The organism is Flavobacterium fryxellicola, assembly GCF_900143245.1.
Classification (GTDB): domain Bacteria; phylum Bacteroidota; class Bacteroidia; order Flavobacteriales; family Flavobacteriaceae; genus Flavobacterium; species Flavobacterium fryxellicola.
Genome location: NZ_FRDK01000008.1, coordinates 170,744 through 177,664, shown reverse-complemented (window position 1 = coordinate 177,664; position 6,921 = coordinate 170,744). Strand labels below are relative to the sequence as shown.

The following is a 6,921-nucleotide window of genomic DNA, read 5'->3' as shown; positions in this document are numbered from 1 at the left end:
AGCAATAGATAAAGAAAAGCAAATCAAAAAGTGGTCGCGAGTTAAAAAGGAAGCAGTAATAAACGGAGATTATGATGCATTAGTTAATTTGGCAAAAAAGAATTTTGATAAGTAAATGTTCGGAATTCCTGCTAGCTATTTGACACTCCGCGTCTCTGTGAGTGTTTTTGGCTTGTACTGCATTTTCATTTCAAACGAAAACTCATCAAGCCAAAAATGTATCGAGAAGTGCTTTTCAACAACAGTTCTCGATACAATTTTTAAAGCAGGGCATTTAATTTAAAAAGCAAGTTTAGTTCAGCTTTAAAAACCACTCGAACAGAAGTGCGTAACAGGCGTTTTAGTTAAATAAATCGAGCTTAGTTTAGTTTTAAAAACCACTCGAACAGACGACCGTCATCATCACCATATACGTCTCTTCGAGTGTTTTTGGCTTGTAATGAATTTTGCATACAAAACGCAAACTCATCAAGCCAAAAATGTATCGAGAAGTGCTTTTCAACAACAGTTCTCGATACAATTTTTAAAGCAGGCCATTTACTTTAAAAAGAAAGCTTAGTTCAGCTTTAAAAACCACTCGAACAGACGTGTATAATAGGCGTTTTAGTTAAATAAATCGAGCTTAGTACTACTCACTATTCCTGTCCTCCACGTCTCTTCGAGTGTTTTTGGCTTGTAATGGATTTTGCAAATTAAACGCAAACTCATCAAGCCAAAAATGTATCGAGAAGTTCGTTTAGTTATAAAGGTTCTCGATACAATTTTTAAAGCAGGGCATTTTATTTAAAAAGCAAGTCTAGTTTAGCTTTAAAAACCACTCGAACAGACGCGCGTAACAGGCGTTTTAGTTAAATAAATCGAGCTTAGTACTACTTACTATTCCTGTCCTCCACGTCTCTTCGAGTGTTTTTGGCTTGTAATGAATTTTGCATACAAAACGCAAACTCATCAAGCCAAAAATGTATCGAGAAGTTCGTTTAGTTATAAAGGTTCTCGATACAATTTTTAAAGCAGGGCATTTTATTTAAAAAGCAAGTCTAGTTTAGCTTTAAAAACCACTCGAACAGACGTGCGTAACAGGCGTTTTAGTTAAATAAATCGAGCTTAGTACTACTCACTATTCCTGTCCTCCACGTCTCTTCGAGTGTTTTAGGTTTGTAATGAATTTTGCATACAAAACGCAAACTCATCAAGCCAAAAATGTATCGAGAAGTGCTTTTCAACAACAGTTCTCGATACAATTTTTAAAGCAGGCCATTTACTTTAAAAAGAAAGCTTAGTTCCGCTTTAAAAACCACTCGAACAGACGTGCGTAAAAGGCGTTTAGTTAAATAAATCGAGCTTAGTTCAGCTTTAAAAACCACTCAAACAGACGACACTAATCATCGCCAAACACGTCTCTTCAAGTGTTTTTGGCTTGTAATAAATTTTGCATATTAAACATAGGCCCTTCAAGCCAAAAATGTGTCGAGAAGTGCTTTTAGGTATAAAGTTTTCGATACAATTTTTAAAGTACGGCATTTATTTTAGCAAGGAAGGTTTAGTTTTGCTTTAAAATCCTTTTGTTGTAAAAGAACAACTAGATTAAATTAAAAAACGGCAAGGATACATGCGTATTATTCAAATCATAGATTCTTTAGAAGCGGGCGGTTCGGAGCGCATGGCGGTGCACTATGCTAATACTTTGACACAACAAATTGACTTTTCAGGGTTGGTAGTAACCCGAAAGGAAGGGCCACTTCTAAATCAGATTGAAGAAAAGGTTTCTTATTTATTTTTAAATAAAAAACGAGCCATAGATTTTGAGGCCTTAATGAGATTGAGAAGCTATGTAAATATAAATAAAATTACAATTGTTCATGCGCACAGTACTTCTTTTTTTCTGGCATTTTTATTAAAAGTAACCTGTCCTTCGGTGCAATTAATTTGGCACGATCACTATGGGGATAGTGAGTTTTTATCTAAAAGACCTACACTGGCATTAAGACTAATAGTTCCTTTTTTTAATGGAATAATAGCGGTAAATCAAAATCTTAAAAAGTGGAGTGAACAAAAATTACGGGCTAGAAATGTCCTTTTTCTTCCAAATTTTCCATCCATAGAAAAAAGCATTGCCGCACAAACTGTTTTGAAAGGAAAAGCACGAAAGCAGATTGTTTCTTTAGCCAATTTAAGGGTGCAGAAAGATCATTTTTTAGTGCTGGAAGTGGCCAAAAAGCTGAAAATTTCTCATCCTGAGTGGACATTTCATTTGGTTGGAAAAGATTTTGAAGATGCCTATTCTCAAAAAATTAAGGATTTAATTATTGCTTTTGGTTTAGAAAAAAATGTGTTTCTTTACGGCACCAAACCAGATGTGGGAAATATTTTAGAGCAAGCTGCTATTGGAATTCTTACCTCTCAATCCGAAGGGTTGCCCGTTTCGCTGTTAGAGTATGGATGGTACAAGAAACCGGTGGTAGTAACTAATGTAGGAGAAATAGCGTCTTTGGTAGAAAACGATAAAAATGGATTTCTTGTTGGGGCGCAACAGTCTCAATTGTTTTATGATTCCATAGTGAAATTGATCCAAAACGAGATGCTAAGGAGTAATTTTGGTGCGGCGCTCCACGAGGCGGTTGTTAAAAATAATTCAAAAGAGGCTGTCGTGAAGCAGTATATAAATTGGTTGCAAAATTCTTGTAAATGAAAAAAGAGGATCAATCCTATCTCTATTTAATTCTTTTCCATTTGATCATTGGTGCATTGGGCTTTTTACTGCCTTTTACAGCAAAAATTTACGGATACTCTATTTTTATTTTTGGAGTTTATTATATTATAAAGAAACAAAATAGAAATAACGAAGCACTGATTGCAGCCGCTTATGTCGTAGGAAGTGAAGTTTTCTTGAGAATGACCGGAGGAAATCCCTTGTATGAGATTTCTAAATATGGGGTGATGGTCTTTATTTTAATAGGGATGTATTACAGTGGTTTTTCCAAAGGAGCAGCGCCCTACTGGATCTTCTTGTTGTTGCTCGTTCCCAGTGTGGTTATCAGTGTTTTTGTATTGAATTTTGATACTGACATTCGGAAAGCAATCGCGTTTAATATATCGGGTCCCGTTTGTTTAGGATTAGCGTCGCTTTACACGTTTCGGCGCAAAATTGCATTAGAAGAAATAAATAGGATTTTGCTCAGTATGGGATTACCGATTATTACCTGTATGGTGTATTTAACTTTTTACACACCTAATGTTCAGGAGGTGATTACGGGTACAGAATCTAATTTCCAGACCTCTGGTGGTTATGGTCCCAATCAAGTGGCAACTATTTTAGGTTTAGGGATGTTTATCTTTTTCTCCAGAGTAATATTGGATTCCAAATCAAAATTCCAAATTATAATCAATCTCATAATTGCTTTAAATATCACCTATCGGGGGATGTTGACTTTTTCCAGAGGGGGTATGGTCACGGGATTTCTAATGATTGTTTTGTTGGTCGTGTTTTTATATTTTAAATCTAATTTTGGAGGAAGGGTAAAATTGAATTATATTATTGTAGCACTCGTACTTGCTTTGATGGTTACTTGGGCCTACACTTCATTTCAAACGGGAGGTCTGATCAATAAAAGGTACTCTAATCAAGATGCAGCTGGACGAGTCAAACAAAGCCAATTTACAGGTCGGGAAGACGTGGCTCAAAATGAGATTAATACCTTTTTGAAGAATCCAGTTTTTGGTGTTGGGGTAGGCAAAGGTGCTGAAGTTCGAGAGGATGAAACGGGTGTTCAAGTATTATCCCATGATGAAATTACCCGCATGCTTGCGGAACATGGGTCTCTAGGAATTCTAGGATTATTGATTTTGTTTTTTACGCCCTTGGTGCTATACTTAGAAAACAAATTCAACATGTTTTTATTGTGTTTCGTAGCCTTTTGGTTTTTAACGATCAATCATGCCGCCATGCGTACCGCCGCTCCTGCTTTCGTTTACTCGCTATCATTGCTAAATGTGCAGTTGGGATTTCCAGTAAGAAAAAAGGTTACGAATTGAAAGTAGACTAGTATTTAAGTTCCATTTTAACCATAACGGAAGCGCAATCACAGCTGAAGTTCATCTCCAAACGAGATTCTGTCTCTTTCTTTTTTTCTCCCTTTAGCGCTGGGACCAAAAAAAAAGATACTTAATTCCGTTTTCCAACAATCAAATACTGCAACGAGATTCTGTCTCTTTATTTTTTTCTCCCTTTAGGGCTGGGGCCAAAAAAAAAAGAAAGTTGCTCTTCTTTTCCAACCATTAAATCGTGTAACCAAGAAAGTTTTCGTTCTTTTTTTCTCCCTTTAGGGCTGGGGCCAAAAAAAAAGATACTTAATCTCGTTTTCCAACAATCAAATACTGCAACGATGGAACGTGTTCTTTCTTTTTTTCTCCCTTTAAAGCTGGGGCCAAAAAAAAAGAAAGTTGCTCTTCTGTCCCAACCATTAAATCGCGTAAAAAAGAAACGTATTCGCTCTTTTTTCTCCATTTAGGGCTGGGGCCAAAAAAAAGAAAGTTGCTCTTCTGTCCCAACCATTAAATCGTGTAACAAAGAAAGTATTCGTTCTTTTTTTCTCCCTTTAGGGCTGGGGCCAAAAAAAAAGATACTTAATCCCGTTGTCCAACAATCAAATACTGCAACGAGATTCTGTCTCTTTCTTTTTTTCTCCCTTTAGGGCTGGGGCCAAAAAAAAGAAAGTTGCTCTTCTGTCCCAACCATTAAATCGTGTAACAACGAAAAGTATTCGTTCTTTTTTTCTCCCTTTAGGGCTGGGGCCAAAAAAAAAGATACTTAATCCCGTTTTCCAACAATCAAATACTGCAACGATGGAACGTGTTCTTTCTTTTTTTCTCCCTTTAAAGCTGGGGCCAAAAAAGAAAGTGAACTACTTTTAGAATCATAACTTAATCTAGAAATCGTTTAAAAGTAGCAAGCTCATAGTAAAGTAAACGGCTTGTTTGAAAGGTATTTCCGTGGTCATTTTCGAACAGAATGAAATTACATCATTAAAAAGCTAAGTTTGTTAAAAAATTTAACATATCTTAAATTTTCTTCGGGACAAAAACATTAAATTGCACCCACATAAGTAAAGACCTACCATGTTTTCAGTTGACAAAATGCATTTTGAAATATCAGAGCGAAAGATGATTCTTCGACTTTTTGATGTTCTGTTCGTTTTGACGGCTTTATATGTAACCGGAAATTTATTTGCGTTTGACTATTTTGCGATTTCGGCCACTAATTATTACTGGACAATCGTTTTGGCAATCTACATTAATGTGTTTGGTACTATTTTCGAAATGTACAATCTTCAAGTGGCCAGCAACCAATTTCAAGTATTAAAAAGTACCCTTATCACCGTTTCTACTACTGTTTTAGTGTATTTGTTAACACCTTTTTTTTCGCCACAGTTGCCTTCCAACCGTCTTCAAATCCTATTGTTTTTTCTCGTCATCTTTCTGGCTTTATTTACGTGGCGCATGCTGTATGTTACATTTTTGGCATCGCATCGATTTTTCCAAAAAGCCATTTTAATTTGTGATCAAGAACAAGTGCAGGAGTTAATTTTAGGATTGGAAAATATCGATCCCCATTATAAAATAATTGGCTTCGTTAATACCGATGCCAGTGAAGAAGATATCGAAGAATATCATTATGTACAACACATCAGAAGAGATGATTTGTTTTCTTTTGTAAAAGAAAATGGGATTTCTGAAATTGTGATTGCCTCACAGAAAACAGAAGGAATTACACCTGATTTATACCAACAATTATTGCATTTGCTAGAGTCGGGAAATATCATCCGTGAATATACACAGGTGTATGAGAGTATGACCCAGCGCATTCCAGTACAGTACATGTCTCGGGATTTTTATCGCTTTTTCCCTTTCAGCCGAAGCAATCAAAATAAATTATACTTGCTCACTGCGCGCCTTTTTGAGATTGCCGTTTCACTGGTAGGTGTGGTTATAGGCCTGTTCCTCTTTCCGCTTATTTTGGTGGGCAATGCCATAGGAAATAGAGGTCGTTTATTTTATACACAGCAACGTGTTGGTAAAGATGGGATTGTTTTTGAAATCTTGAAATTTCGTACGATGGTGAAAAATGCCGAAACCAATGGAGCTGTTTTTACCGCTACAAATGATTCTCGCGTGACTGTTTTTGGGCGGTTTTTACGTAAAACCCGCATCGATGAATTTCCTCAATTCATTAATATTTTAAAAGGAGACATGGCAGTCATAGGACCGCGTCCAGAACGTCCCTTTTTTGTAAAAGAAATTGCTGAAATAATGCCTTTTTATGAAACGAGGCACATTATCAAACCAGGGCTTACTGGTTGGGCACAAGTCAATTATTCGTACGGAGAAACAATTAATGATAGTTTGATTAAGCTACAGTATGACTTGTATTATATCAAGCACCGTAGTATTTACTTGGATTTAAATATTGCTTTTAAAACCATAACCACGGTTTTGTTTTATAGGGGACAATAAGAATAGCAACACCATAAAGTACTTGTTGTTGCCTTAGGTTTATCTTTAGTTAAGATGTTAATTAGAGGGATAGGCCTTCTCGTGCAATCGAAAACAGTTTCTTACTAAAGGTTGTCGGGAAAACAGTAAAACAAGATGTACTGGTCTTCCATAGCGTTTAAAAGGATGCACTTTCCGTATCTCGCGCTTTACCTGTTATAAAGAAAAGCCATCAGTTTATAGCGTTCAACATCATTTGTAATCGGTGAATCAGGAATAAAGTGTGCTGATGGATCGGAATCCAACTTCGTAAAAGTGTAGTCTTTCATCTAAATCTATACACTTTCAGACCCTTGGTTTAGCTTAAAAAGGAGTTAACCGTGTTTAAAAAGTAGCCTCAATTAAGCACATGGCAAATCATTAGCATATTTT

General features: G+C 36.2%; 4 protein-coding genes. 3 read left to right on the top strand and 1 reads right to left on the bottom strand.

Annotated elements, in window-relative coordinates:
- Positions 1 to 1,609 precede the first annotated feature (1,609 nt).
- Positions 1,610 to 2,689, top strand: a complete 1,080-nt coding sequence (locus tag BUA03_RS12545) for a glycosyltransferase family 4 protein (protein ID WP_066082648.1) — start codon at positions 1,610 to 1,612, stop codon at positions 2,687 to 2,689.
- A complete protein-coding gene (locus tag BUA03_RS12540) occupies positions 2,686 to 4,032 on the top strand; it encodes an O-antigen ligase family protein (protein ID WP_066082647.1) in 1,347 nt (448 codons plus the stop codon). Before BUA03_RS12545 ends, BUA03_RS12540 begins: the two co-directional genes overlap by 4 nt.
- A 178-nt stretch (positions 4,033 to 4,210) precedes the next feature.
- On the opposite strand, the gene BUA03_RS12535 is transcribed toward BUA03_RS12540, so the two are convergent.
- Positions 4,211 to 4,504 carry a hypothetical protein gene (locus tag BUA03_RS12535; protein ID WP_066082646.1) on the bottom strand — a complete coding sequence of 98 codons (294 nt, stop codon included), beginning with the start codon at positions 4,502 to 4,504 and terminating at the stop codon, positions 4,211 to 4,213.
- A gap of 611 nt (positions 4,505 to 5,115) precedes the next feature.
- Between BUA03_RS12535 and BUA03_RS12525 the strand changes: the two genes are divergently transcribed.
- Positions 5,116 to 6,510 (top strand): exopolysaccharide biosynthesis polyprenyl glycosylphosphotransferase, encoded by a 1,395-nt coding sequence (locus BUA03_RS12525; RefSeq protein ID WP_066082644.1) that lies wholly within the window; start codon positions 5,116 to 5,118, stop codon positions 6,508 to 6,510.
- The last annotated feature ends 411 nt before the right edge of the window (positions 6,511 to 6,921 follow it).

Bases quoted from the DNA above. Each gene is read 5' to 3' on its own strand.
- BUA03_RS12545 (WP_066082648.1), top strand. From the start codon at position 1,610: ATGCGTATTATTCAAATCATAGATTCTTTAGAAGCGGGCGGTTCGGAG.
- BUA03_RS12540 (WP_066082647.1), top strand. From the start codon at position 2,686: ATGAAAAAAGAGGATCAATCCTATCTCTATTTAATTCTTTTCCATTTG.
- BUA03_RS12535 (WP_066082646.1), bottom strand. From the start codon at position 4,504: ATGGAGAAAAAAGAGCGAATACGTTTCTTTTTTACGCGATTTAATGGT.
- BUA03_RS12525 (WP_066082644.1), top strand. From the start codon at position 5,116: ATGTTTTCAGTTGACAAAATGCATTTTGAAATATCAGAGCGAAAGATG.